Annotated in this window: 19 protein-coding genes and 10 tRNA genes; 8 read left to right on the plus strand and 21 right to left on the minus strand. The window is 48.7% G+C overall.

Annotated features, from left to right (window positions below):
* Positions 1–480 precede the first annotated feature (480 nt).
* Positions 481–648: a hypothetical protein gene (locus O3276_RS09005; protein ID WP_269675337.1), complete on the plus strand. Its 168-nt coding sequence runs from the start codon at positions 481–483 to the stop codon at positions 646–648.
* Positions 649–787: 139 nt separating this feature from the next.
* Positions 788–2,401: a hypothetical protein gene (locus O3276_RS09010; RefSeq protein ID WP_269675338.1), complete on the plus strand. Its 1,614-nt coding sequence runs from the start codon at positions 788–790 to the stop codon at positions 2,399–2,401.
* 46 nt (positions 2,402–2,447) lie between these two features.
* On the opposite strand, the gene queF is transcribed toward O3276_RS09010, so the two are convergent.
* The 4 genes from queF to O3276_RS09030 form a co-directional block, all read right to left on the minus strand.
* Positions 2,448–3,299: an NADPH-dependent 7-cyano-7-deazaguanine reductase QueF gene (gene queF, locus O3276_RS09015; RefSeq protein ID WP_269675339.1), complete on the minus strand. Its 852-nt coding sequence runs from the start codon at positions 3,297–3,299 to the stop codon at positions 2,448–2,450.
* Between the two features lie 12 nt (positions 3,300–3,311).
* On the minus strand, positions 3,312–4,142 hold the full coding sequence (locus O3276_RS09020) for an ABC transporter permease (RefSeq protein WP_269675957.1): 831 nt from the start codon (positions 4,140–4,142) through the stop codon (positions 3,312–3,314).
* Complete coding sequence (locus O3276_RS09025; RefSeq protein WP_269675340.1) at positions 4,142–5,089, minus strand: ABC transporter ATP-binding protein; 948 nt, start codon at positions 5,087–5,089, stop codon at positions 4,142–4,144. Before O3276_RS09025 ends, O3276_RS09020 begins: the two co-directional genes overlap by 1 nt.
* A 129-nt stretch (positions 5,090–5,218) precedes the next feature.
* The gene (locus O3276_RS09030) at positions 5,219–6,130 is read right to left on the minus strand and encodes a TIGR01777 family oxidoreductase (protein WP_269675341.1); all 912 of its coding nucleotides are present in this window, start codon (positions 6,128–6,130) and stop codon (positions 5,219–5,221) included.
* Between the two features lie 587 nt (positions 6,131–6,717).
* Here O3276_RS09030 and ptsG point away from each other — a divergent pair.
* The 3 genes from ptsG (at position 6,718) to O3276_RS09045 (ending at position 9,997) form a co-directional block, all read left to right on the plus strand.
* Complete coding sequence (ptsG, locus tag O3276_RS09035) at positions 6,718–8,151, plus strand: PTS glucose transporter subunit IIBC (RefSeq protein ID WP_269675342.1); 1,434 nt, start codon at positions 6,718–6,720, stop codon at positions 8,149–8,151.
* A 109-nt stretch (positions 8,152–8,260) separates the two neighbouring features.
* Complete coding sequence (locus O3276_RS09040; RefSeq protein WP_269675343.1) at positions 8,261–8,905, plus strand: hypothetical protein; 645 nt, start codon at positions 8,261–8,263, stop codon at positions 8,903–8,905.
* Positions 8,906–9,049: 144 nt separating this feature from the next.
* Positions 9,050–9,997, plus strand: a complete 948-nt coding sequence (locus O3276_RS09045) for a hypothetical protein (protein WP_269675344.1) — start codon at positions 9,050–9,052, stop codon at positions 9,995–9,997.
* Between the two features lie 105 nt (positions 9,998–10,102).
* On the opposite strand, the gene crr is transcribed toward O3276_RS09045, so the two are convergent.
* The 4 genes from crr to gap form a co-directional block, all read right to left on the minus strand.
* The gene (gene crr, locus O3276_RS09050; RefSeq protein ID WP_269675345.1) at positions 10,103–10,609 is read right to left on the minus strand and encodes a PTS glucose transporter subunit IIA; all 507 of its coding nucleotides are present in this window, start codon (positions 10,607–10,609) and stop codon (positions 10,103–10,105) included.
* Positions 10,610–10,797: 188 nt separating this feature from the next.
* Positions 10,798–11,778, minus strand: a complete 981-nt coding sequence (gene pfkA, locus O3276_RS09055) for a 6-phosphofructokinase (protein ID WP_269675346.1) — start codon at positions 11,776–11,778, stop codon at positions 10,798–10,800.
* Between the two features lie 69 nt (positions 11,779–11,847).
* The gene (pyk, locus tag O3276_RS09060; RefSeq protein ID WP_269675347.1) at positions 11,848–13,281 is read right to left on the minus strand and encodes a pyruvate kinase; all 1,434 of its coding nucleotides are present in this window, start codon (positions 13,279–13,281) and stop codon (positions 11,848–11,850) included.
* Between the two features lie 321 nt (positions 13,282–13,602).
* On the minus strand, positions 13,603–14,613 hold the full coding sequence (gene gap, locus O3276_RS09065) for a type I glyceraldehyde-3-phosphate dehydrogenase (protein ID WP_209200596.1): 1,011 nt from the start codon (positions 14,611–14,613) through the stop codon (positions 13,603–13,605).
* A gap of 1,191 nt (positions 14,614–15,804) precedes the next feature.
* Between gap and O3276_RS09070 the strand changes: the two genes are divergently transcribed.
* Positions 15,805–16,098, plus strand: coding sequence for a hypothetical protein (locus O3276_RS09070; protein WP_269675348.1), 294 nt, complete (start codon positions 15,805–15,807; stop codon positions 16,096–16,098).
* A gap of 64 nt (positions 16,099–16,162) precedes the next feature.
* On the opposite strand, the gene adhE is transcribed toward O3276_RS09070, so the two are convergent.
* Positions 16,163–18,778 (minus strand): bifunctional acetaldehyde-CoA/alcohol dehydrogenase, encoded by a 2,616-nt coding sequence (adhE, locus tag O3276_RS09075; protein ID WP_269675349.1) that lies wholly within the window; start codon positions 18,776–18,778, stop codon positions 16,163–16,165.
* A gap of 1,003 nt (positions 18,779–19,781) precedes the next feature.
* Between adhE and fbaA the strand changes: the two genes are divergently transcribed.
* Together fbaA and O3276_RS09085 are read left to right on the plus strand one after the other, a co-directional pair.
* Positions 19,782–20,855: a class II fructose-bisphosphate aldolase gene (gene fbaA, locus O3276_RS09080; RefSeq protein ID WP_269675350.1), complete on the plus strand. Its 1,074-nt coding sequence runs from the start codon at positions 19,782–19,784 to the stop codon at positions 20,853–20,855.
* Between the two features lie 400 nt (positions 20,856–21,255).
* Complete coding sequence (locus O3276_RS09085; protein ID WP_269675351.1) at positions 21,256–21,477, plus strand: hypothetical protein; 222 nt, start codon at positions 21,256–21,258, stop codon at positions 21,475–21,477.
* A 260-nt stretch (positions 21,478–21,737) separates the two neighbouring features.
* On the opposite strand, the gene O3276_RS09090 is transcribed toward O3276_RS09085, so the two are convergent.
* The 12 genes from O3276_RS09090 to O3276_RS09145 all read right to left on the minus strand — a co-directional run bounded on the left by O3276_RS09090 (position 21,738) and on the right by O3276_RS09145 (position 26,105).
* Positions 21,738–21,813: transfer RNA gene (locus tag O3276_RS09090), tRNA-Glu, on the minus strand.
* A gap of 143 nt (positions 21,814–21,956) precedes the next feature.
* Positions 21,957–22,032 (minus strand) — tRNA-Ala (locus O3276_RS09095).
* Positions 22,033–22,090: 58 nt separating this feature from the next.
* Positions 22,091–22,166 (minus strand) — tRNA-Glu (locus tag O3276_RS09100).
* Positions 22,167–22,214: 48 nt separating this feature from the next.
* Positions 22,215–22,290, minus strand: a tRNA-Gly gene (locus tag O3276_RS09105).
* A gap of 36 nt (positions 22,291–22,326) precedes the next feature.
* A tRNA-Gly gene (locus O3276_RS09110) sits at positions 22,327–22,402 on the minus strand.
* A 53-nt stretch (positions 22,403–22,455) separates the two neighbouring features.
* A tRNA-Glu gene (locus O3276_RS09115) sits at positions 22,456–22,531 on the minus strand.
* A gap of 48 nt (positions 22,532–22,579) precedes the next feature.
* A tRNA-Gly gene (locus tag O3276_RS09120) sits at positions 22,580–22,668 on the minus strand.
* A gap of 36 nt (positions 22,669–22,704) precedes the next feature.
* Positions 22,705–22,780: transfer RNA gene (locus O3276_RS09125), tRNA-Gly, on the minus strand.
* 55 nt (positions 22,781–22,835) lie between these two features.
* Positions 22,836–22,911, minus strand: a tRNA-Glu gene (locus O3276_RS09130).
* A gap of 19 nt (positions 22,912–22,930) precedes the next feature.
* Positions 22,931–23,006: transfer RNA gene (locus tag O3276_RS09135), tRNA-Ala, on the minus strand.
* Between the two features lie 231 nt (positions 23,007–23,237).
* Complete coding sequence (gltX, locus tag O3276_RS09140) at positions 23,238–24,716, minus strand: glutamate--tRNA ligase (protein ID WP_269675352.1); 1,479 nt, start codon at positions 24,714–24,716, stop codon at positions 23,238–23,240.
* 117 nt (positions 24,717–24,833) lie between these two features.
* Positions 24,834–26,105, minus strand: a complete 1,272-nt coding sequence (locus O3276_RS09145) for a cation:proton antiporter (protein ID WP_269675353.1) — start codon at positions 26,103–26,105, stop codon at positions 24,834–24,836.
* Positions 26,106–26,126: the final 21 nt, after the last annotated feature.

The raw sequence follows: 26,126 nt of genomic DNA on the forward strand, positions 1-26,126 counted from the left end.
TTCGCCAGCCTTTATCAATTGCCAAAGAACAACAGTCATTAAGCCAGCTTTTCAACAGAGCGTAATTATGCAACCAATGTCACCCGCTCCGGCAGCCCCGGGGTGCAATGCCAGTTTTGACCAGCCTTTGCCATCGCCGAAAACTGCCTCTGGCAAAACACCTGGCTTGTTACAACAAGGTCATCAAGCCCTCGGACAAACATCAATACAGACGCGCAATGTTGTCTACTCCGATAACCCGACTGCCAGTTTAAATGCAGATTTTCCGGCATGGAATCGTATATTTCTGGCTAAGTGGGCAGTTGCTATGCAAGGCGCAACGTAGGGAGCATAGCCGTAGCTATGTGACCGGAGTTGCAACGCCGCAGAGTGACTGACAACTTAGTCAGAAATATATGATTTCATTTGGTTAACTACTTATGACCATCGGGTTGTCTCGCCAGCAACAAACACCATGGCTGAGGGGATTAGCAACCTTTGTTGGCAGTCAGGATTTTGAAGGAGCTGTTTATCCATTTTGCCATCGCCTGCCCTCTTTATCGAAAGCAATTCATCAGTGTCCTGCGTAGCCAGTTTAATCTTGATCAAGAGCCTGAACTGGTGCTTTTCATGGTCGAAAAAAATCCGGAACTCATGGATTTCCTTTAAAGCCCCCTGAATAACACTCCAGTTATGGGAAACAAAAGATTAACCTGAGACTTTTGTTTGACTGCTTGCAACTAATTGCTTTTTTTATTGTCTGATGGAGTACTGACAACAATAACCTTAGTGAGGTATTTAATCAGTTATGCAACCTGCAAAGCTCCAATCATCACCTCTACCGCTCAGCTCAAACGGTGAGGAACCATCTGCACAGTCAATAGAAAAACCAGAAAAGGCTGAAAGCAGCTTTTTTGGCGCTGTCGTTACCACAATACTCCACGCTATTGGCTTCCTGGAAACCGGCACCGGCACAGATACGGCCCTTGCCGACAGAAAAATTTCTTCCTCTGATCAAGGCAGCCCTGCTGGTAAAGGCGCACAATCCGAAACCGGCATAACAACCGATCTGCAGCCCGCAATTCTGATGGATCCGGAAGAGGCTCTGTCAGCTCTTAAAGAAGCTGTAGAAGCAAAAGATGCCGCAAGGGTTCAATCATTATTGGCATCGCTGAAACTGTCATCCCCGGATCAGGCTGCGCAAAAAGCCGGGGATATCCTGAAAACCGTCTTGCAGGATAACTTACCATCTATCCGTAGTTTGCCCCCGGAAGAGTACAATAAGCTTAAAGCGCTTATCGACTGTTTGCTGGCAGGTTGTGACCATGATGGTAGTACACTGGCGAATTCAGCTCTTGAGTTGTTCTTCGACCGGAAAGATTTCGACCATGCCTGTCATATTAAAGATACCTGCAAAGCAACTGCAAATCTTGAAGCAGACCGTCTCAGGATAGCTCTCGATGAACTGGTCCGGGAATACGCACCCTACACTGAACCTGCCAAAACTATCGAAATACTGCTCCAGCAATGCAAATCAGACGCTGAACGTAGCAAAGTTCTCGATGAACTGATCGAGAAGTACGCATCAGACGCTGAACGTAGCAAAGTTCTCGATAAACTGATCGAGAAATATGGACCAGACGCTGAACCTGGCGAACACTCCCTTTATGACCATGGCAAAGCAATACTGAAACTGGCAAATCTGCAAGATGCCCAATCCCTGGAGTTTGCCAAAAATACTCTGGCTAACGGGCTGGAAAAATGTTTGCAAGACGCTAAATGGTTACTAAAACTGGACGAAGAAAAGTACGAAGACATAGTGAATTTTTTTGAGGAATTTTTCAATCGCGGCATCAAGGATACCAAGCTGGCTTACTCCCTCATGAATCTCTGCTTTACCAGGCGTAATTACGATAGAGCAATAGATATTTCAGAAAATCTCAGTGTTCACCTTACCGACAAGGACCTTGTCAAAGCCCTAATGAATAAATCTCGCCAACGCTCTTTCGATGTAGATAAAATACTGAAACTGGCAGCTCCCGAGGCAGCTGGCAAACAAATAATTAAAGACACCATTAAGGATATTTTGACAAAAAAAAATCATCGTGAAATCAGGTTCATGGAACACTACGAGATTTCAAATTTCAAGGATTTTATCGCATCTTACGCTTGGCACCTTCCCGGAGAGATCAGTGACAAATTGTTCCTGCTCAATCCGCTCATTGAGTTTTGTGTCCGCGGAAATGAAATTGACATGGCAAAAAGACTGAAAATCCGTTTTGAGGGGTGTTACCTTGAGCAGCAGGCTTACCAGGAAGCTGAACAAAACGTTACCCTGTCTTCAATCGATGAGACAAAGAAATCAAAGACATTAGACGATTTACGGGATCTGACCGAGCATACCAAGAGCAAGACCGATTAAACACCGGCCTTCCCGCTTATTGTGCCTGATGAGAAATCATTGAGACTTATTGTCTAATCAACCGCAGAGCCCCTGGTTTGCTGTCTGATGTACTGCGCCAGGGGTTAATATCCAGCCCACCCCGCCGCAGATATTGGGCATAGACCGTCAGCTCTGCAAACCTGTAGTGTTTTTGCAGATCAACAAACGCTCGCTCAACACACTGTTCATGGAACTCCTGATGATCCCTGAATGAACAGACATATTTCAGTAGCGATGCATGATCAATCTGCTCACCACGATAACTGACCACCAGCGTTCCCCAGTCAGGCTGGCCGGTAACCGGACAGTTGGATTTCAGCAGATGGGTATTCAACGTCTCACTGACCAATCCATTATCAGCCGCTGATTGATCGCCCGTTGAGCTTCTGGCCAGTAGCGTTGGATCATACTGGTAACAATCCACAACAACATCGGCTTCATCAATATTGATCCCCGGTGCAGGCTCAAAAGCACGGGCCTCAAATTCATTGATGGTATATAACCGCACTGCCACCGGTGCTTTGGCTGCTGCCGAAAGGTCCCGGGCAATACAGTCTGCAACCTGTTCAGCACTGGCAAACCGGGATTGATTAAATGAGTTGAGATACAGTTTGAACGACTTGGATTCAATCAGGCAGGGGGAGCTGCAGGGCAGCTCAAACCGGGCAACGCGCACAACGGGCTTTCCGGAAAGGTTTAACCAGGAAAGCTCATAGCCATACCAGAGATCACGACCGTAAAACGGCAAATTATCCGGATCAATACCCAGCTCTATACGCTTGTCTTGCCGCTCAATGGGAAACAGCAGCGAAGGATCGTATGCCGATTTGTAGTCGCTGTTTTTACCCAGCGGTGAAGCATGCAGAACATCACTCATTGCCAACAACCATCAACTTCTCAGACCTCGACCCGTTTTCAGCAGGTGCAAGCTGTAGGCACCCAGTGACAATATCGCCAGCAACATTACCGCAAAAGCAAAGCGGGTATCAACACCACCTGCCTCCCCCAGAAGTCCATAGCGAAAGGTATTCACCTGATAGAGAATCGGATTTAGCATAGAGACTTTCTGCCAGAATTCGGGCAGGATTTCGATGGAGTAAAAGACACCACCAAGGTAGGTCATGGGCGTCAATACAAAGGTCGGAATAATGGATACATCGTCAAACTTTCTGGCAAAAATGCCATTGATAAACCCTCCCAGGGCAAACAGGGTGGCGGTCATGACCACGGCCAGTAAAGTTGCAAACACATCATGGATATCCAGCTCAACAAAAAACAGGCCCAACCCCATGACGATAGCCCCGGTAATCACACCCCGGGCCACCCCTCCCAGCACATAGCCCGCCAGAATGATCCAGTTGGGCACGGGAGATATCAGCACCTCTTCAATGCTTCGCTGAAATTTATTGCTGAAAAAACTGGAGGCCACGTTACTGAAGCTGTTGGTAATCACCGACATCATGATCAACCCGGGCAAAACGTAAGTCATATAACTGAAGCCGCTCATGGTACCAATACGGGAGCCAATCACCGCCCCAAAAACAACAAAATAGAGCACCATGGAAATCGCCGGCGGTAACAGAGTTTGCGGCCAGATTCGCATAAAGCGCCGCACTTCCTTGGCAAAGATGGTGACAAAGGCAACCCAGTGATAACGAAACTCACTGTGCTGTGGCCTTTCTGGCAATCCCCGACTTCCCCCATGTTCCAGGCCTGGCATCACGCTTCGCCTCCCGTTGCGCTTTCACCTTTCAGGGCACCTTTGGTCATATTGACAAAAAGCTCTTCCAGTCGGTTGTTTTTATTTCGCATGCTGGCGACTTCTATTTTAAGTTCACTCAGCTGCCGGAACAGATCGTTCACGCCCGTATTCTTATCCACTTCAACTTCCAGCGAGTTGTTGTCAATTTTGTTGACCTTATAGCCTGAAAACACCGGTATCTGTTCAATAGGCTGGCGCAAATCCAGGACAAAACTTTCCTTCTGCAACAGGCTGAGCAGCCGTTTCATGCTGGTGTTTTCCACGATTTCCCCCTGATCGATGATGGCAATATTACGACAGAGTTGCTCCGCCTCTTCCAGATAGTGGGTAGTCAGAATAATCGTAGTGCCATGGTCGTTGATCTCTTTGATAAACTCCCACAGACTTCTACGCAGCTCTATATCCACGCCAGCAGTGGGTTCATCAAGAATCAGCAATTCAGGTTCATGGATCAACGCCCTGGCAATCATCAAACGTCGCTTCATACCGCCCGACAGCATTCGGGACTGGGTAAAGCGTTTATCCCACAAGCCGAGTTTTTTCAGGTAGTGCTCAATACGGGGTCTGGCCTGCCTGGCAGAAAGGCCATAATAGCCAGCCTGACTGACCAGAATGTCTGCAACTTTTTCAAACTGATTAAAATTAAATTCCTGGGGCACGACCCCCAGGGAACGCTTGGCCCGAACCAGATCACGCTCAATGTCATGGCCGAAGACAGAGACACTCCCGGCAGACTTTCGGACCATTGATGAAATCACGCCGATGGTGGTTGATTTGCCGGCACCATTGGGACCCAGCAAGGCAAAAAAGTCGCCTTTCGCGACCTCCAGATCAACCCCTTTCAGAGCAACAAAACCGTCGTCGTATACTTTTTTTAAATTCTTGATGGCCAATGCCTGAGTCATGGTTCTCAGCCTTGAGATATCTATAATCAGTTATGAAATCTTATAATAAAAAAATCTTTGAGACCGTTAATTTATTTAAACGATCTGCAATGATCAGGCTATGGAACGCCCCCGGCCAGTGAGGAGCGTTTATCGCAGGTAAGCAAGCAGTGATGCCAAAGCCTTTCTGGCATTGGGGTAAGCGAAGGTAAAGCCTGCTTCCTGAAGTCGCCTGGGCGTCACCGCCTGCCCTTCCGTTAGCAACTGTGCAGACTCTCCAAGCATCAACGCAAGAACACTTTCTGGCGTGGTCAGGATCGCCGGTCGACGAACCGCACGCCCAAGCTCTTTGGCAAATGCCTTGTTGGTCAGAATCTCCGGGGAAACGGCATTAAAAACCCCTTTTATTTCCGGATGGTTTACCAGATAGAGCAATGCATTAAGCATATCGTCCATATGGATCCAGGACATGATCTGTCGGCCACTGCCAATTGGCCCCCCCAGCCCCAGACGGAAAACTGGTAGCATCTTCTGCAACGCTCCGCCACTGGGGTGCAACACCACACCGATTCTGACGATACAGGTGCGAACCCCCAATGCCTCAACGCGCCTGGCCACCTGTTCCCAGCGATCACAAAGGGTTGCCGCAAAGTCACTGCCCACTTCTGCGGACTCATCCAGCTCCTCGCCGGGACGGGAGAAGCCATAATACCCGATCGCAGAAGCACTGATGAAACAGCCCGGTCTATTTTCCATCCGCTCAATCAGGTCCACCAGCTCTGACGTTACCCCAATACGGCTATCCAGCAGGGTCTTTTTGCGAGCCCGGCTCCATCTTTTATCAAGGATACCCTCCCCGGCGAGATTGATCACCGCATCAAAATACGAGGCTGGATTAACAGCGGATAGCGAGGAAACAGGTTTTACCCGGGTAGAGAGTTGCAGACGAACTTCTTTAGCCGGTTGACGACTCAACACGACCACCTGATGCCCTTCATTAAGCAGACGATGAACCAGTCGGCGTCCAATAAACCCGGTACCACCGGTAATCAGATATTGCATGAATCCATCAGCTCCATTGCTCAGCCCCAACCCTGGCTTATTGCCAGCAGGGGCAGGGAAACTACATATAAATAATAATACTCACATCCGTTAATAATCGTAACATTTTCTGAAAAGATAAAAAAAAGCCCAGGTCCCCTCAAACCTGAGCTTTATTGACTGCCACCCTGATGCTCCCGCTTCTATTCTAATTTCCATGCTGTGGTTTTTACTGCCCAGACCCGGAGCAGGGCATTTCTTGTTGTTTGACCTGCTCTCGTTGATCCAGTGCACGCTTCGAATTATACGTAAAAGCCGCACGCGACCACTTGATCCAGATCAAATTATTTCGAGATATACCTATCAAACTATTGATAGCTTCATCTACGAATCAACAGAATCTGGCAAGCTCCGCAGTTACGCATCCAGTTGGTCTATTCTTATGGACTGTTGTTTTTCTCCTCCAACACACTAACCGAGACTGACTCAATCTGATCGCAGCAGAGTATCTGTACTCCGTCGCCATTTATAACGGGCAGGAGTTACAGTTGACCGGTTGCTATCCAAGAGGCGGTCTGATCGGTTAATCCCTTTCCGGAGCCACCCTCATGATCAAAAGTACTTTCGGTACGCTGCAAAAAATTGGTAAAGCATTAATGCTGCCAGTTGCCGTACTGCCTGTAGCCGGGATTCTTCTGGGCGTCGGCAGTGCAGGGTTTTCGTTCATACCGGATCTGATTTCCAGCATTATGGCCCATGCCGGCGGTGCCGTATTCAGTAATCTGCCGCTGATTTTTGCCATTGGTACCGCCATAGGCCTGGCGGAAAACGACGGTGTTTCTTCAGTGGCGGCTGTCGTCGGCTTTGTCATTATGCTCGGCACCATGGGTATCATGGCCAATCAACTGGGCTTTGAACCCTCATCGGTGATGGGCATTAGTACCATTGATACCGGCGTCTTTGGTGGCATCATTGTCGGGATACTGGCTTCAGTGATGTTTAACCGATACTACAAAATTCAGTTACCGGAGTATCTTGGTTTCTTTGCCGGTAAACGGTTTGTCCCCATTGCTACCGGCATTGGTGCCATTTTCCTCGGTATTCTGCTGAGCTTTATCTGGCCCCCAGTCCAATCCGTTATCAATAACTTTTCCCATTGGTCAGTGAATGAAAACCCGGAGGCGGCAGGGTTTGTTTACGGTTTTGTCGAAAGGCTACTCATCCCTTTTGGCCTGCACCATATCTGGAACGTGCCTTTCCATATGGAAATGGGTGAATTTATTGATGAGTCCGGTACGGTATTTAATGGCGATATTGCCCGCTTCTTTGCCGGAGACCCAACCGCCGGTTTTCTGGCCGGCGGCTACCTGTTCAAAATGTTTGGTTTGCCTGCTGCGGCCATTGCCATGTGGCATTGTGCAAAACCGGACAACAGGGCAAAAGCTGGCGGTATCATGATCTCTGCAGCACTGACCTCGTTACTGACAGGCATCACCGAGCCCATTGAATTTTCTTTCCTGTTTGTTGCCCCGTTGCTCTATGGTATGCACGCGTTGCTGGCTGGCATGGCTTACGCCATCACCAACTATCTGGACATCAAGATGGCCATGTCCTTCTCTAATGGCCTGATCGACTATGTACTCTATTTCGGCATTGCCACCAAACCTGTCTGGATCATTATGCTCGGGGCTCTCTATGCCGTACTTTACTATGTTACTTTCCGGGTATTGATTCTGGCACTTAACTTGAAAACGCCCGGGCGCGAAGATGAAAGTGAGAGCGAAGTCAATGCCGGATCATCCAGCGAGCTGGCCGTTAACCTGATTAATGCGTTTGGCGGTAAAGGCAATATTAAACACCTGGACGCCTGCATTACCCGCCTTAGAGTCACCGTTAACAATACCGGGAATGCCGATGTTGACCGTATCAAACAGCTGGGTGCAACCGCCGTGGTGGTGGTTGGCCATAATATGCAGGCGATCTTCGGACCCAAGTCTGACCATATCCGTACTGAAATGCAGGAGGCCATGAAAACCATGTGATAAGGGAACCACGCCAGAAGCATCCTGGTCTCAGGGCTTCTGGTGGTGCTTATGAATGACAGGAATCCGCCGATAGAAAAATTTTCATAATTATTGCGGAGATAAGCGCATGCACAGAGTAGGAGGCACTCAGCAGACCGCCAATCTGGCACCAGCAAACGCCAGCAATGTCCAGACTGACAAAGGCTTTTTTGGCCAGCTCAAAGTCACCGTCGTTAAAGGCGTAAGAAATATTCTCTCTGCAAATTATTCATCAATCCCCGACAACGCCAAGCTTGCTTCACGAAATATCACCGTGCTCGCCTCCGCCCTGCACCCCTTGTTTAATAAGAGGGATAACGATGGAGCCAAAGACAGCGGCCAGGATTTTGAGCAGGCTTTGAAAAAGGCAAGTAATAACCCAAAGTCCATGAAACTCTTTTCTCAAATCAACCGGGAATTGGAGAAAATACAACAGTTGCAAGAAGAACTGTCAAAGCTTTATAGCATTAACGACAATATTCTGAGGATTCCCGGGGCAGTCAAGGGCCCGCGATACACGGAAGTCAAAGCACAGATCACTGAATGTCAAAGTGTCATGGATGGTGCCAAACAAAAGGGCACCCTTGCCCAGCAAAAATTCAATAAAACGGTGGGCCCTCAACTAAAAATTGATTTTGACGCGTTACAGGTACCAGAGGAAAAACGCTCGCCTGAATCAGCTGAAGACGTAGCCAAGTATGAAAAAATGAAAACTAATCTACTTCAGCGCTAGCGAACAGCAGATTCGAAACATCCTTTATGGGAACATTCATTCCCGTCAAAGATACCTTCTGGCTTGCACTCATTCATTAGCCATACAGGCCGACAAATAGTCTATATTTCACTATATTCTTAATTGTGCTGGGGAGACACTGCGATGCATGGAGTCGGCGGCGGCCATCAACCTGTCAACCTGACACCGACAATCAACGACGTTAAAACTCCGGAAACCAATAAATCAGAGGGAGACTTTCGCGGGTTTAAGGTCACAACAACAAAAACATTCAAGTCATTCCTGTCATCCCTGTTATCCCGTTTTTCGTCAACACCCGGAAAAACCAGCATCCGGGACAGACACGCCCAAAAGTACAAGCCAACACAGCAACACGGCCCAACCATCAGTGACCAACAAACAACAGAAAAGAGTGTTGAGCAGCCAGCAAAACAGGCCAATCCAGCCACCATCAAAAGGAGATTTGACAGGCTTTGCACCAATCTGGAACGGATGCAAACTTTTAAAAATGATTTACAAAACCTGGAGCGTGGTACTGACGAGTTCAGAATGTGCAGTCTTGGACTTCAGCGGGCTAAAGCAAAGTTTAATGCGGCAGTTGACAGCTTCAATCAATCCGTCGGTGCTGATCAACAAATTGACGCTTCAGACCTTGAAATGACAATGGCGAATAAACAGTCACCAGAATTTGCTGAAGACGCCGCAAAATATAAACAAATGAACATCCCTGCCTTTGTAGAGAATACAGAGAGTGTTGAGCAACCAATAGATCTGGCCCTTAAAAATCCAGACACTGAGAAAAAATTCACCAACCTTTGCGATACCCTGAAACAGATGCAAAAGTGTAAAAATGAGTTACAGGACCTGAGTCATAGAAGTAATGCTCACATAGCGTCTGAATCAGACATTCATGTGGCTAAAGCAAACTTTAAACAGGCAGTAGAAAGCTTCAACAGTGTCGTTGGTGATGATCTGAAAGTGGACGCTTTCGACCTTGAGATGGCAATGGCTAATAAGGACGCACCAGAATTTGCTGAAAACATAGCCAGGTTTCAACAAATGAAAATCCCTTCATTTATGCCCAAAAACTGATTTTGTCGTGTTTCTGCACGACACTTTTCCTGCCGGAACGGTTTTTGTATAAGTGGACTTTGGTCAATGGCCAAACCAGCCTGGCTGGCCATCATTGCAAGCGTCTCACTTCATATATACAGTCAACAGCGTATCAGCCCCGGCCTGCACATGCCCGCTGAATTTCTCCAGATGACTGACATCGTCCATATTGGAGATCACAATGGGCGTTACCACACTTCTCGCCTTTTCCTTCAGCAAACCAAGATCCACTTCAACCACAGGATCACCCGCTTTAATCCGCTGCCCTTCTGTCGCTATCCGTTTAAAGCCCTCCCCTTTCAGCTCCACGGTGTCAATGCCAAAATGGACAAACAGCTCAACGCCCGAGGGGGTTTCCATACTGAAAGCATGATTGGTTTCAAAAATCTTGCCAATCACACCATCACAGGGCGCGACCATAATATGCCCGGTTGGATCAATGGCCAGACCATCTCCCACCACCTTGTCGGCAAACACCGGATCCGGAACGTCCTCTATGGGAACAATCTTACCCGTCAAAGGTGCCTTCAGGACTGTTCCCTCATTCGAGCCAAAGCCCAGACTTTTTTTGAGAGAGTCAAAGATAGCCATAACTGTTACCTGCGGCTGTTACAACAATCTTCTGTGAAGCTTGCCCATGGCATGAGATCGCTTCACAGATGCGGGACCGGCGAATACCGGTTGGGAGGAAAGCAAAAAGCCTCTTGTTCAGAGGCTTTTCCGACTTAAAGAACTTTAGTCATCTGCTGATCAGCATTCAACCATTGGACACCAGAGAATCAAACTGAAACGATTTCAGCCACTTTCATCAGGTGATTGTCAATCTGGTTGTGCTTACTGATGGCTCTTTCCAGCGGGGTTTTCACCACCTGCTGGTCACGAACGCCGACCATAATACCACTGTCACCATTGCGCAGCGCTTCTACAGAGGCAACACCAAGACGACTGGCCAGAACACGGTCAAAGCAGGTAGGCTTGCCACCACGCTGGATATGCCCCAGCACGGTAACCTTCACTTCATATTCAGGAAAGTTTTCTTCCACAGCGCGGGACAGTTCAAAAACACCGCCACTGCGATCACCTTCAGCAACCACAATAATGCTGGAGGTTTTGCCCGCACGGCCGCTCTTCTGCAAAGATTCCATGAACACTTCAACCGTCTTTTCCTGCTCAGGAATCAGGATATCCTCTGCACCGGAAGCAATACCCGTGTTCAGAGCAATAAAGCCGGCATCTCGGCCCATCACTTCAACGAAGAACAGGCGGTTGTGAGAAGTTGCAGTATCACGAATCTTATCGATGGCTTCAACAACAGTATTCAGGGCGGTGTCATAACCGATGGTGAAGTCAGTCCCGTAAATGTCATTATCGATGGTACCGGGAACGCCAATACAGGGCAGACCATGCTCTTCTTCCAACAGCATGGCACCGGTGAATGAACCATCACCACCGATCACCACCAGACCATCCAGCTCAGCAGCCCGGGCATTTTCGTAAGCCTTTACACGGCCTTCTTTGGTGCGGAACTCCTGACAGCGGGCTGATTTCAGGAAGGTCCCCCCTTGATTAATGATATTGGCAACCGTCCGGGCATCCGCCACTTCCATACGGTTTTCAATCAACCCTTTGTAGCCTTCCTGAATCACTACGGGAACAATACCGTAGTAAATGCAGGCACGAACAGCGGCACGGATGGCCGCATTCATACCGGGAGCGTCACCCCCGGAAGTCAAAACTCCGACTCTCTTTAATTCGGTCATGCCAGGCTCTTCTCCTTCCAAGTGCCTAACTGCTGGTAAAGCAATTAGAAATAAATAGGTTCTGTTGACTCAGCTTACGCTGATAATCTGCATGGTGTCGGTACCACCTTCGATTTCCTGACTTTCGCCTTTGGTCAGAATAATCTTGTCGCCTGCCTCCAGGAGGCCACGCTCTTTAAGGACATTAATTGCACGTCCATTGACTTCCGGGCCGTACTCAGTACCACTGTCAAACGCCACCGCTTCCACGCCACGATACAGGGCAACCCGGCGCTCGGTAGTCTGGTAACGCGTCAGGGCAAAAATAGGAAGACGGGTATTGATTCTGGACATCCACAGCGGTGTGGCACCACTTTTCGTCAGACAGACGATGGCCTTGATGTCACTCTGATGGTTAGCTGCAAACAGGGTTGCCTGAGCGATGGCCTCATCAATATTGGTAAACTGACCAATGCGGCGCTCCGTCATGTACTCAACAGACTGTTTTTCAGCACCGAGACAAATGCGACTCATGGCCTTGACCACTTCATCCGGGCGCTTACCAGTGGCGGTTTCACCGGATAACATCACGGCATCAGTGCCATCCAGGACCGCATTGGCGACGTCAAACACTTCTGCCCGGGTTGGTTGCGTGTTGTGAATCATGGACTCCATCATCTGAGTGGCGGTAATGACCGGTTTATTCAAACGACGGGCTTCACTGATCATGTGCTTTTGGGCACCAATCAGCTCAGGATCACCAATTTCGACCCCCAGGTCACCACGGGCAACCATCACGGCATCGGATGCGGAAATAATTTCAGCCAGCAGGTCGTGGTCGTTCACCACCTCGGCCCGCTCAATCTTGGACAGAATAGCGGCGGTTCCACCAGCTTCGTGGAGTAGACGACGGGCTTCTTCAACATCGCTGGCATGACGGACAAAAGATACTGCCAGATAGTCCACTTCCAGCTCAGCCGCCAGAAGAATGTCCTGCTTATCTTTTTCCGTTAATGCCGCCGCAGAAAGACCGCCACCCTGAAGGTTAATGCCCTTGTTATTGGACAGCTCGCCGCCATTGATCGCTTTGGTCTTTATGCTCGGACCATCAATCGCCATGACTTCCAGGCTGATCCGCCCGTCATCCAGCAGCAGTATGTCACCAACCTTGCAGTCGTTTGGCAGATCTTTATAACCGAGCCCCACCTGGGTTTCATCGCCATCATCAATGGGAAGGCTGGCATCCAGGTGAAAGGTTGCGCCATCCGGAAGGTGAATCTTGCCATTCTGGAAACGGCCAATGCGAATCTTTGGCCCTTGCAGATCACCCAGGATAGCAACCGGACGGTTCAGTCTTTCAGCAATTTCACGAATGGTTTTGGCACGGGCTTTGTGATCTTCCGGATCACCGTGGGAGAAGTTGAGGCGAACAACGTTGACGCCAGCTTCAATCAGCTTTTGCAGCTGTTCTTCAGATTCTGTTGCAGGCCCCAGGGTTGCCACAATTTTTGTGCGTCTGAGCATAATAATCCTCTCGCTTGTGAACCCGCCGCTGTCGTGGGAGCCTTCAGCCTCCACCGGAGTCATTACAGCAAGCGACAGGCCTTAATGGATTAATGATGTGCACGGCAGCCGTTCACAACCTGTACACCTCTGCTCTGCAGGACAAATGTATTGAACGGAGTGCAAACAAAAGAAGAAAGTGCCGTTAGAGTATAGGAGCCATCTTGCCCCGTAGCACTGTCTTCTCTTTGTTTACCAACAGCCTGAAACAACCTATCTCATTTATCGTAACCAGCACAGGCCCGTTAAACGAGCCTGTGTTGAGTTCACTGGGTGAATGCCTTACGCGTTCATCAGGGCCTTGGCCGTATCCAGCATACGGTTGGAGAAGCCCCACTCGTTGTCGTACCAGGACATAACCTTAACCAGGTTGCCCAGAACACGAGTCTGAGTAGCATCGAAGTTGGAAGAGAACGGACTGTGGTTGAAGTCCATGGAAACCAGCTCTTCGTTGTTCACAGACAGAACAGTTGCCATAGCCGGGTTGGACTTGGCAGCAATAGCAATGATTTCGTTCACTTCTTCAACGGTGGTTTCACGTGCAGCAACGAAGCTCAGGTCCACCAGAGAAACGTTGATGGTCGGTACGCGAACCGCCATGCCGTCGAACTTGCCTTTCAGCTCAGGAACAACTTCACCAACAGCAGCAGCAGCACCGGTAGCGGTTGGAATCATGTTCATGGCAGCAGCACGGGCACGGTACAGGTCAGAGTGGTATACATCGCTCAGACGCTGGTCGTTGGTGTAAGCGTGGATAGTGGTCATCAGACCCTTATCAATGCCCAGGGCGTCGTTCAGAGGCTTGGCGATAGGAGCCAGACAGTTGGTGGTGCAGGATGCGTTAGAAATAACGGTCATATCTGCAGTCAGAGTGTCGTGGTTCACACCGTAAACGATGGTAGCGTCAACGTTTGAGCCAGGCGCAGAAATGATAACTTTCTTGGCACCAGCATCCAGGTGTGGCTTGCAGGAATCTTTGGAACGGAAAACACCAGTACATTCAAAGACAACGTCAACACCCAGCTCGCCCCATGGCAGCTTGGAAGGGTCACGCTCAGAGAAGGTCTTGATTTCGTCACCGTTTACGAACAGAGCGCCTTCGCCTTCTTCAACCTGTGCGTTGAAACGGCCATGAACGGTGTCGTACTTAGTCAGGTGAGTATTGATTTTGGTGTCACCCAGATCATTAATGGCAACAATCTGGTATTCATCGCGACGGCCAGCTTCGTAGAGTGCGCGCAGTACGTTGCGACCGATACGGCCGTAGCCATTAATAGCAATCTTGATCATGATGTCTCCAATACCGTTAATCAAAGCGGAAATACCGCCCTGCCTCTAGTAAAAAGGATTTCGTCAGCGAATGCAGCACAGTAAATACACCTATCGCAAACCCCAAACAGTTAACTACAGGGTTTAACGGCAGATCACAGATTTTACCCAGTCACAGCACCACTAAAAACAAACGACAACATTGATTAGCTGTCGTATTTCGAAACCCACTCCACAGGACTTGTATCCCTGAAGCACATAAACTTACGGACAAGGGTTGACTTCTTGGTGGTACGGAGTTACAAATATGCAAAATTAAACAATACATAACACATAATTTCACACCGCTTCTCATCCGGGATCAACCGATTGTCGAAGCCACTGGTCAGCTTCATAGGTCACCAGTGTGATATAGAGTTTGATCGAAAAACCGGAATTCAGCAAAGCCATTACAGTTTTGATTGATTCCGAATTCTTATATGTACTCCCAACGAACCACGCCAGTACGCTGCCTTAGCCAGTCAACAAGATCCGTTGCCATCATACATTCAGATCAGCACCTTTACCTATAGGGATAATGCGGACTGTAATCCCGCTAGTCAAGCCCGTTACAAGCCCACTCACCGCTACACCAATGCAAGATCTTATTTATCGACATTATCAAATATGAACATGAATATGTAACCACAGAGTTCTAATCACAAGACTCTGACGAACTATTCAACAATAGAAAAACGACAGAAACCACCTACGTATCTGAAGAGATAAGCGTAAAACATCTCAAAGCTGCCGTAACTCAGGGTTGAAAGCAAAAAAACAAAAAAATACAAACTTAAGCAATATAATTCATTAACAAGCACGCCAACAGAGACAACTGTTCCATCCCATCAAAAAACAACAACCCAAAAAACATAGTTACAAGACAGAAAGCAAGACATCGGTAAATGTATGATCCTTTCACCGCCAGAAAAATGTAATTTTTTTGTAATCAGTTATTTTTAAACGCCAGGCAATCTGACTTGTTATGATTAGATTCATCAAATATTTTATTTTTTATAAATAAAAAATATAACCACAGAAACAGACCCCAAAAAATTAAACAGTAAATAACACCAGAGAACACAAAAAATCAATTTTTCTGCCGATATCCAGACCCTCAACATCAAGTAAACTGGTAATATCATTCTTCTTACCGCTTATTAATATTGGTCTTTTATGAAACAGCTATTTATTGCCGGGATGCTGATTTTTTCTTCCACGATCACCGCCGAAGTGCTGAATTGCGAGCAAAAGCAATCGGTTTGTGCAGCCAAGTGCAAGGCATCGAGTCTTATCAATGAGCAGGACAGCAGCACTTGCAAAGCTCAATGCCTGGGAGAACGAACAGCCTGTGAACTGGAACAAGGCAAGGAGTCAGCGGGAAAATTTGCCACACAGGCAAAAGATGCAAGCCAGTCTCTGATGGACAAAATGAAAGCCTTCTGGGACGGACTAACCCACAGCCAATAAAAACATAAAAAAATGCCTCTAACCAAACCCTGATTAGAGGCATACGACCTATTTCAGTCGAAGGTTATTTGCCGTAATAAGCCTTGATGAGCAGCTCTTCCAGCTCAGAAATCAATGGCAAACGAGGATTCGCCGTTGTGGTCTGATCCTCAAAGGCGTGGTTAGCCAGCATGCTGATTTTACTCTTGAACAGAGACTCATCCACACCAATCTCCTGAAGAGAAGCAGGCATATCCAGACGCTTCATCAAATCACGAACAGCATTGGCCAGGGATTTAACCCCCTCTTCCGGCGTCTTGGCAGGCAGGCCCAGCATTCTGGCAATCTCAGCATACTTCTCGTGGGCAATGTAATACTGATATTTCGGGAATGATGCCACCTTGGTTGGATTAGGGCAGCCGTTATACTCAATCACATGAGGCAATAACACCGCATTGGCCTGACCGTGAGAAATATGCAATTCATTACCCAGCTTATGGGCAATCGCATGGTTGACGCCCAGGAAAGCGTTGGCAAATGCCATGCCGGCAATACAGGACGCATTGTGCATTTTCTCCCGGGCTTTTCGGTCAGCGGTTTCATAAGACTGCGGCAGATAATCGAAGACCAGCTGAATCGCTTTCATCGCCAGAGCATCGGTGTAGTCTGAAGCCATGATGGACACATAAGCTTCCATGGCGTGAGTGAGCACATCCAGGCCGGTATCTGCTGTCACTTTCTTCGGAACAGACAGTACCAGGTTAGGGTCAATAATGGCCACATCCGGAGTCAGCTCATAGTCAGCCAGTGGGTACTTGGCACCTTTTTCCTTATCGGTAATAACGGCGAAGGACGTTACCTCAGAACCGGTACCGGAAGTGGTCGGAATCGCAACCAGCTTCGCCTTCTTACCCAGATGCGGGAATTTATAGACACGCTTGCGGATATCCAGGAATTTCTGGGCCATACCGGCAAAGTCAGCATCCGGCTGTTCATAGAAAAGCCACATTCCCTTGGCCGCATCAATGGGTGAACCACCGCCCAGGGCTATGATCACATCCGGGTTAAACCGTGCCATTTCCCGGGCACCATTGCGAACGGTCTCCAGACTTGGATCAGGCTCAACCTGATTGAAAATTTCAACCTGAACCGGCACGGTACGCTTTCTCAGGTGGTAGAGGATTTTGTCCACATAACCCAGGGACTGAATAACCTCATCAGTTACGATAAAGACACGAGAAATATCCTGCATCTTTTCAAGGTACTGAAGAGAGTTGGCCTCGAAGTAAATCTTTTCGGGAAGTTTAAACCATTGCATATTGACCCGGCGCTTGGCGACACGCTTGACATTGATCAGGTTTACCGCAGATACGTTGGAGGTGGTACTGTTACCACCGTAGGTGCCGCAACCCAGGGTCAGGGAAGGCATATTGGTGTTGTAAATATCACCAATGGCACCGTGGGTGCTTGGTGAGTTGATAATGATACGACCGGCTTTCATGGCCAGCGAGAACTCTTCAACCACCTGGTTATCCTGGGCATGCAACACGGCAGAGTGTCCAAGACCGCCGAAATTGAGCATTTGATCCGCCAGCTCAACAGCATGATGGGCATCTTTCGCCTTGAGCACCCCGAGAACCGGAGAGAGCTTTTCCCGGGACAGCGGGAACTCAGGGCCGACACCCTCAATTTCTGCGGCCAGAATACGGGTATTCTCAGGCACCTTGATACCGGCGAGTCCGGCAATATAAGAAGGCTTCATGCCAACAATCTTACTGTTTACATGACCGTCATGAATGACCACTTCAGCCAGTCGCCCGTTCTCCTCCGGCGTAGTGAAGTACACATTCTGAGACTTCAGCTCTTTGACCACCTCTTTATAAACCGACTGATGAACAATCGCGGCCTGCTCAGAAGCGCAGATCATGCCATTGTCGAAGCTCTTGGACATCACCAGATCATTACAGGCCTGTTTGATATCCGCAGACTGATCAATAATGCAAGGCACGTTACCAGAACCTACGCCCAGGGCAGGCTTACCGGAAGAGTAGGCTGCGCGCACCATGCCGGAGCCACCGGTCGCCAGAATAACGGCAACTTCAGGGTGCGTCATCAGCTTCTGAGTCGCTTCAATGGAAGGGTACTCGACCCACAGTACACAGTCTTCAGGGGCACCGGCCGCAACCGCCGCATCACGAACAATCAGGGCAGCTTCACTGGAACATTTCTGAGCGGAGGGGTGGAAAGCAAAAATAATCGGGTTACGGGTTTTGGTAGAAATAATGGACTTGAACATGGTGGTGGAGGTCGGGTTAGTCACCGGAGTAACCCCACACACAATGCCTACCGGCTCAGCAACCAGCATGAAATCTTCTTCAGCGTTGTCTTCAATAACGCCTACGGTCTTATCGTACTTGATGGAGTGGTAAACGTACTCGGTGGCAAAGATGTTTTTGGTCACCTTATCTTCCAGGATACCACGACCGGTCTCCTCAACAGCCATTCGCGCCAGCTCCATATGAGCTGCCTGACCCGCCAGAGCCATAGCCCTGGTGACCCTGTCGACATCTTCCTGAGTCAGCTTGAGAAACTTCTCCCTTGCCACCATCGCCCGCTCAATTAACGCATTAATCTGAGCATCAACATCCTGAACAACTGCATCTTTATTTACAGTTTTTCCAGCCTGTTTTTTTCCGGCCATGATTATCGCCCTCTAGTAGTTAACCAAGATAACCTTTAAAAAAACTATCTATTATTCCGAGGCTGTTTTTTTATATCTTTGCCCAGAATAGAAATGCTGTTTAATACGCTGGCAATCATCAGGTCTCCGTCTTCTATTTCAACCTCCTCAAGATAGTGCATCCTGAGTATTAATGCCTGACCATTGCCATTTATTGGTAAACTCTCAACTCAATAAAATTGCCTGCGTTAGCCTTTACAAGTTCATTGGGTATCATAAAATTTTTATTCAAAACAATTATTTAAAAATATTTTTTATTTAACTTCAGGTATATGCCGCTCTCTGTCTTCCGCATTACAACACAAGAAAACCTCAAAAAAACTGATTCAAATCAAGAAACCACTATTGATTTTCTTTGCCAAAAGAGCATCAAAATAGATCAACAGCATTCATACATTGACATGCTTTTTCCCAGACTAAATTTTCGGAAAAACTGTTAAAAAAACGGCCTTCTCAATAAAAACCAATAAACTGAAACAACACTTTCAAAATCCGCCCACTGGAAAAAACACAACCACATTGAAAAAAACAGAAACAGACAACAATAAACAACAGTTATAAAATCCCCCCGCCATAGTTTTTTATTAATCAGGAAAAAAGGCTTTACCTGTTGTAACCTTTCCGTATCATTAGCAAGAATTTGAAGTGTCTAATCCGGAATTTCTCAGCCCTGATGACAAAATGCCGAACGATTCGGTTATGTCGCTAAGTAGTTGGCCAAATGGAATCGTATATTTCTGGCTAAGTGGGCAGTTGCTATGCAAGGCGCAACGTAGGGAGCATAGCCGTAGCTATGTGACCGGAGTTGCAACGCCGCAGAGTGACTGACAACTCAGTCAGAAATATATGATTTCATGTGGTTAACTACTTATGCTCAGGCAGCTGCAAGAATAGAAGTCCTGACCAGACACGGCACTCAAACTGAAACACACTGTTAACCCCTGATCGAGGAAGAATCAGCCACATGTCCCAAAAAATCCTGGACCTGGTAAAGCCAGGCGTAGTTACCGGTGATGACGTTCAGAAAATCTTTGCAGCTGCCAAGGCCGGTGAGTTTGCGCTGCCAGCAGTGAACGTTGTTGGTACCGATTCAATCAACGCAGTTCTTGAAGCTGCGGCAAAAGTGAAGTCTCCTGTTATCATTCAGTTCTCCAACGGTGGTGCGTCCTTCTTCTCAGGTAAAGGCCTGAAGACTGACCCTGCCGGTGCCCTGGGTGCCATTACCGGTGCAAAATACGTCCACGCAGTTGCTGAAGCTTACGGCATCCCTGTAATCCTTCACACTGACCACGCCGCACGCAAACTGCTGCCATGGATCGATGCTCTGCTGACTGCGGGTGAAGAGTTTTACGAGCAGCACGGCAAGCCACTGTTCTCTTCGCACATGATCGACCTGTCCGAAGAGTCTCTGGAAGAAAACATTGCCACCTGCGCTGAATACCTGACGCGCATGGCCAAAATGGACATGACACTGGAGTTCGAACTGGGCTGCACTGGCGGTGAAGAAGACGGCGTTGATAACTCTCACATGGACAGCTCCATGCTGTACACCCAGCCAGAAGACGTAGCCTACGCTTACGAAATTCTGAGCCAGATCAGCCACCGCTTCACCATCGCCGCTTCTTTCGGCAACGTTCACGGCGTATACAAGCCAGGTAATGTTCAGCTGACACCGAAGATTCTCGACAACTCCCAGAAGTACTGCTCTGAGAAGTTCGGCCTTCCAGCCAAGTCACTGAACTTCGTATTCCACGGCGGCTCTGGCTCAACCCTGGAAGAGATCCGTGAATCCGTCTCTTACGGCGTAGTAAAGATGAACATCGACACAGACACCCAATGGGCGTGCTGGGAGGGCGTTCTGAACTACTACAAGAAGAACGAAGCTTACCTGCAGGGCCAGCTGGGCAACCCTGAAGGTGCCGACAAGCCAAACAAGAAGTTCTACGACCCACGGGTTTGGCTGCGAGCTGGCCAGGAGTCCATGATCTCCCGTCTTGAGCAAGCCCATAATGACCTGAACAGCATCGACGTGCTGTAATAAGAGCCAGGAGGCTGACCGAGAATAGCGCCCGTCTAGGCGACCCCGTAGCGAGGATGGCAGAAAATTGAGGATAAAAAGTCGGAAATTTTTAGCGAATAGTGGTTCTATTTGCTAAAAATTTCCGACTTTTTAGACCAATTTGCTGCCACCACACGACTGCATGGATGCAGGAGCTAGAGCAACGCAGGAGCAGTTGCCGGTAGGGCAGTCTATTCTCGGTCAGCCTCCTAGACACCGGCACTTGCCGGTGTCTATCCCCCTTCCCCAGAACCTCTCAAGCCAGAATCCCCCCTCTCAAAACATCAAAAGCAGCGAAATCTCCCGTTTCTTCTAAACTCTTTAGTACTTTTGACGATAAATCCACACAACTCTAAACAAAAAAGAATGGGGAAAGACCATGCCCAGACAGAAAGCACAACCCAAAAGCACCACCACAAAAACTAAGCAGCAAGCCAAATCATCCAATGATGAATGGGTCGGGCTCAGCTTCCGAGTATCCCCTGAGTTTTCCAGGGAATTTAAGGTGTATGCAGCCAAGAATGACTTTAAGCTGGTTGATTTACTGAAAGAAGGCTTTAAAGCTCTGAAAAAGCAGAGACGCCAGTCCCAAGCTCGTTAAGACTCACTTTAGCCAGAGACCGATCCGAAATCAGAGTAAGACAGAGGATTGGTGGGTAAAGGGGAACAAGAAAATTTACACACAAAAAAATCAGCCATCAGGCTGATTTTTTTTGATTGGATGTTTAGACGAGGCTGACTCTTGTGACAAGCAAATTCTACCTCAACGCTGGCAAGCGTTGTATTCTGAAAACTGAGCTATTCAGGCTGCGAAGGTGATTTTAAGAATTTTTCAGCCCCGACTCTCTGAAAGAGAATAAGTGGCGTCCCCTAGGGGACTCGAACCCCTGTTACCGCCGTGAAAGGGCGGTGTCCTAGGCCACTAGACGAAGGGGACGCAAAACCTTCTGACTTAAATGAGCAATCATCACTTAAGCTCTAGATTTGGAACAAAGCAAGCAATAACTCTTGTCACAAGAAAGTGTTAAAACACTCTGCAACAGCGTGGTCTAACAACCAAGTAATTACTCGCAAAAGAAATGGTGGAGCTAAGCGGGATCGAACCGCTGACCTCAACACTGCCAGTGTTGCGCTCTCCCAGCTGAGCTATAGCCCCATATCAACCTGTCGCATTATGCCATTCTGGATAACAAATACAACATTTTGATAATAAGTGGCGTCCCCTAGGGGACTCGAACCCCTGTTACCGCCGTGAAAGGGCGGTGTCCTAGGCCACTAGACGAAGGGGACGCAATCCTTCTGACTTAAATGACACAATCATCACTTAAGCTCTAGATTTGGAGCGGGAAACGAGGTTCGAACTCGCGACCTCAACCTTGGCAAGGTTGCGCTCTACCAACTGAGCTATTCCCGCAGTGAAACTTTTTAAAGACAGCTTCCGGTCTGAATCTGGAGCGGGAAACGAGGCTCGAACTCGCGACCTCAACCTTGGCAAGGTTGCGCTCTACCAACTGAGCTATTCCCGCAATGAAGATATATTAAGGATTCTTCAAATCCTGCTCTCTGGTCAGAGAATAAGTGGCGTCCCCTAGGGGACTCGAACCCCTGTTACCGCCGTGAAAGGGCGGTGTCCTAGGCCACTAGACGAAGGGGACGCAATCCTTCTGACTTAAATGACACAATTATCACTTAAGCTCTAGATTTGGAGCGGGAAACGAGGTTCGCTCTTGTCACAAGAAAGTGCGACCTCAACCTTGGCAAGGTTGCGCTCTACCAACTGAGCTATTCCCGCAGTGAAACATTTTTAAGACAGTTTCAGGTCTGAATCTGGAGCGGGAAACGAGGTTCGAACTCGCGACCTCAACCTTGGCAAGGTTGCGCTCTACCAACTGAGCTATTCCCGCAGTGAAGACATGTTAAGGATTCTTCAAATCCTGCTCTCTGGTCAAGAGAATTAAGTGGCGTCCCCTAGGGGACTCGAACCCCTGTTACCGCCGTGAAAGGGCGGTGTCCTAGGCCACTAGACGAAGGGGACGCAAACATCGAACGATGTTTGGTGGAGCTAAGCGGGATCGAACCGCTGACCTCAACACTGCCAGTGTTGCGCTCTCCCAGCTGAGCTATAGCCCCAAAACCTTCGCAGCAACAATACTTAGCGTATTCAACAACTGCTTTTGCTTTAGCACCTCTCGCAGGAAGCTTTGTTTTGCCACCCCCGAAACGCAGGGCGAATGATATGGATGCCCCCCTATCCTGTCAAGCGTCGCTTATAAAAATTATGATCAAATAATAGTGCAGTTATATATGCATCTATAGAAAAGGCCGGTAGACAACCGGCCTTAGCCCAAAGAAGCCGCCGGGTTAAAGCGCTGCAAACTCTTTTTCCAGACGTTTCGCTTCTTTTTTGGACACGCCACCCAACACCTCAACAGCATGACGCAGGCGTGCACGCGTCATATCCGGGCCCAGGATCTCCATGGACTCCATAACAGACCAGGAGTTTGGCGTACCGGCAATAGCAACAAAGACAGGATGATTAAAATCACCCAGCTTAATGTCCATCGCTTTGGAAAGCCCTTTAATTTCCGCGAAAATCTGATCACGCTGCCACTGGCGCAACTGTTCAAGCTTCCAGAGCGTGAACTGCAACACCTTCTTAACATCACCCGCTTCCAGCTTTTTATGGGCAAAGTCTTCAGGCGACAGATTCAACATACCGGAGAACATAAAGGCAGCAATAGGAGCAAAATCGCTGAGACGCTCAACCCGCTCTTTCGCCATTGGCAGAAACTTCATCAGGTAGTCACGGTTCAGCAACCAGTGATGCAGGCGATCAGCAAATTGCTCTGTGGTCAGGTTTTCGCGAATCCAGCTGGCATTCAACCAGGACAGTTTTTCCTGGTCAAAAATCGGGCCACCCAGAGAGACCCTTTTGAGATCAAAATCCGCCAGCATCTCTTCCAGGCTGAACTTCTCCCGCTCATCCGGCATGGACCAGCCCATACGACCCAGGTAGTTCAACAGTGCTTCCGGCAGATACCCCATATCACGATAGTAAGTAATACAGGTTGGGTTCTTGCGCTTGGACAACTTGCTCTTATCAGGGTTTCGCAACAACGGCATATGGCAGAGCACAGGCATCTGCCAGCCAAAGTATTGGTACAACAACTGATGCTTGGGCGCAGAGTTGATCCACTCCTCACCACGAATAACGTGCGTGATTTCCATCAGATGGTCATCAACAACATTGGCCAGGTGATAGGTTGGCATGCCATCGGCTTTCACCAGAACCTGCATATCCACCTGGGACCAGTCAATCTCGATGGTACCACGGAGCATATCATCCACTGTGCAGATGCCACTCTCAGGCACTTTCATCCGGACAACGTGAGGCTCGCCCGCATTCAGCCTGGCCTGAACGTCGTCTTCAGAAAGATGTAGGCAGTGACCATCGTACCCGGGTGTCTGCTTGTTCGCCGTTTGCTCTGCACGCAGGGCATCAAGACGCTCTGATGAGCAGAAGCAACGGAACGCATGCCCTTTATCCAACAGGATTTGAGCATGATCAGCGTAGATTTCCCGGCGCTCACTCTGCCGATAAGGGCCGTGTGGGCCGCCAACATCAGGACCCTCATCCCAATTCAAACCAAGCCAGCGCAGCGAGTCGAGAATCTGTTGCTCGGATTCAGGGGTACTTCTGGTTTGATCCGTATCTTCTATACGAAGCAGGAACTGGCCGCCCTGACTCTTGGCAAACGCCAGATTAAACAGGGCGATATAGGCAGTACCGACATGAGGATCGCCGGTAGGGGAAGGTGCAATACGGGTGCGTACAGTCATGGAATTGCTTTCTCAATAACGCCCGAGCCCCAATGGGCGCAGGCTGACAGAATGCCAAAACAGGTATTATAAGGCTGAGAGCCAACAGCACCCAAATATTGATTGAATTCAGTGGCTTCAGGCTTCCCTTTTTATCCCTAAACGGGACATCAACCAGCCAATGGTAGTACCCTGAATCAACAGTGAGAAAAGAATAACGGCCAGCGTCATTTCTATGATCATGCGCTTTTCAGGCATGGAGTCCGGAATCGATAGCATCAGGGCAACAGGCACAACCCCTCTCAATCCGCCCCAGAACATCACCTTCATTGAATTGCTGTCCACTTTATTACTCAATGGCATCAGGTTACTGACGGGCAGCAACAGATATACCACCAGAAAGCGCGCCATAAGAACGGCGACAATAGCAATGATTAACGTGGGGTAGATCATACCGAGCCGCTCAATATTCCGCAGCAGGAAGTCCTCACTTAACCCTAACAGCAGGAAAATAAAGCTATTGGCCACAAATGCCATAAACTCCCAGTAAGGGTCCAGGTGACGCAAAGTCATAAAGTCAGCCATCGCCCGACGGCCATAGCTGCGAGTGACAATCCCGGCAGCGATAACCGACATGACACCGGACGTTTCAAAGACATGGTCAGCAATAATAAAGCTGGTAAAAGCCAGGATAGTTGTCAGAGCAATATGCACATAAGGCATCCCCCGGGACAACCTGAGCAGCACCAGCATGGCTGCCCCCATGGCCGCACCCACAAAAATCCCGCCAAAGAAAACCCTGAAGAACTCGACAAAGGCAGCAAAAGCCGTGCTACCAGACACCCCTGTTCCCGATTGGATAATCGAGAGCACAATGCCAAACATAACGATCGCGGTTGCATCGTTAAACAAACTCTCTGCATCCATCAGCAGAGACATCCGTTCAGGCGCTTTCACCTCTTTAAACAGCGCAATCACGGCCACTGGATCCGTTGCCGAAATCAGCGCACCAAACAACAGCGCGCCCGCCAGCGTCAGAGGCGTCAACTCACCCAGAATCACACCGAGAACCAGTGTCGACAAAATGACTCCCACAATGGCCAGCATCAATACAGGCACCAGCTCTTTCATCAGGGCGGAAAACTTTATATTGATGGCTGCCTCAAACACCAGTACGGGGAGCAAAACGTACATAATCAGGTCATGAGTCAGGGAAAGACGGAGTACAGGTGCCAGTATTTCAGAATATTCAGCCGCCATCCCCAGGGCCATACCGATCACAACCAGCCCAATGGTATAGGGAAAACGCAGCTTTTTAAGCAGGATTGCCGAAATGGCCGCCAGTAAAAACAGACCGCAAAAGATCAGCATAGGGATGGCGAGACCAGCGCCAGAGTGTGTTACCGACATTTCCTGTTCCGTTAATAAATA

The organism is Endozoicomonas sp. GU-1 (assembly GCF_027366395.1).
Lineage (GTDB): Bacteria > Pseudomonadota > Gammaproteobacteria > Pseudomonadales > Endozoicomonadaceae > Endozoicomonas.

Bases quoted from the DNA above. Each gene is read 5' to 3' on its own strand.
- O3276_RS09025 (WP_269675340.1), bottom strand. From the start codon at position 5,089: ATGACTCAGGCATTGGCCATCAAGAATTTAAAAAAAGTATACGACGAC.
- O3276_RS09070 (WP_269675348.1), top strand. From the start codon at position 15,805: ATGAAACAGCTATTTATTGCCGGGATGCTGATTTTTTCTTCCACGATC.
- pfkA (WP_269675346.1), bottom strand. From the start codon at position 11,778: ATGACCGAATTAAAGAGAGTCGGAGTTTTGACTTCCGGGGGTGACGCT.
- O3276_RS09030 (WP_269675341.1), bottom strand. From the start codon at position 6,130: ATGCAATATCTGATTACCGGTGGTACCGGGTTTATTGGACGCCGACTG.
- adhE (WP_269675349.1), bottom strand. From the start codon at position 18,778: ATGGCCGGAAAAAAACAGGCTGGAAAAACTGTAAATAAAGATGCAGTT.
- O3276_RS09145 (WP_269675353.1), bottom strand. From the start codon at position 26,105: ATGTCGGTAACACACTCTGGCGCTGGTCTCGCCATCCCTATGCTGATC.
- gltX (WP_269675352.1), bottom strand. From the start codon at position 24,716: ATGACTGTACGCACCCGTATTGCACCTTCCCCTACCGGCGATCCTCAT.
- ptsG (WP_269675342.1), top strand. From the start codon at position 6,718: ATGATCAAAAGTACTTTCGGTACGCTGCAAAAAATTGGTAAAGCATTA.
- O3276_RS09045 (WP_269675344.1), top strand. From the start codon at position 9,050: ATGCATGGAGTCGGCGGCGGCCATCAACCTGTCAACCTGACACCGACA.
- O3276_RS09085 (WP_269675351.1), top strand. From the start codon at position 21,256: ATGCCCAGACAGAAAGCACAACCCAAAAGCACCACCACAAAAACTAAG.
- O3276_RS09020 (WP_269675957.1), bottom strand. From the start codon at position 4,142: ATGCCAGGCCTGGAACATGGGGGAAGTCGGGGATTGCCAGAAAGGCCA.
- fbaA (WP_269675350.1), top strand. From the start codon at position 19,782: ATGTCCCAAAAAATCCTGGACCTGGTAAAGCCAGGCGTAGTTACCGGT.
- O3276_RS09040 (WP_269675343.1), top strand. From the start codon at position 8,261: ATGCACAGAGTAGGAGGCACTCAGCAGACCGCCAATCTGGCACCAGCA.
- O3276_RS09010 (WP_269675338.1), top strand. From the start codon at position 788: ATGCAACCTGCAAAGCTCCAATCATCACCTCTACCGCTCAGCTCAAAC.
- pyk (WP_269675347.1), bottom strand. From the start codon at position 13,281: ATGCTCAGACGCACAAAAATTGTGGCAACCCTGGGGCCTGCAACAGAA.
- crr (WP_269675345.1), bottom strand. From the start codon at position 10,609: ATGGCTATCTTTGACTCTCTCAAAAAAAGTCTGGGCTTTGGCTCGAAT.
- queF (WP_269675339.1), bottom strand. From the start codon at position 3,299: ATGAGTGATGTTCTGCATGCTTCACCGCTGGGTAAAAACAGCGACTAC.